Consider the following 204-nt stretch of genomic DNA (forward strand, 5'->3'; position numbering starts at 1 on the left):
CTGCATGGCAAAATCGATCCCAAGAAATCTCTCTGCCGGTCTTTTTTCCACTGTTTGGTTCTCACAGCAGAACAAAAGGCTGGCAAAATATTTCCCGGATGGCTCACGGCTCACAGTTACAGACTTCAGTTTCCAGTCTGATGGGATCTGACGGTGAAGTTTTATCCTTATGACGGACATCTTTGGAAGCTTCAGATGGGTATC

It is taken from the genome of Ruminococcus sp. AF20-12LB, from assembly GCF_003478985.1.
Taxonomy (GTDB): domain Bacteria; phylum Bacillota; class Clostridia; order Lachnospirales; family Lachnospiraceae; genus Blautia_A.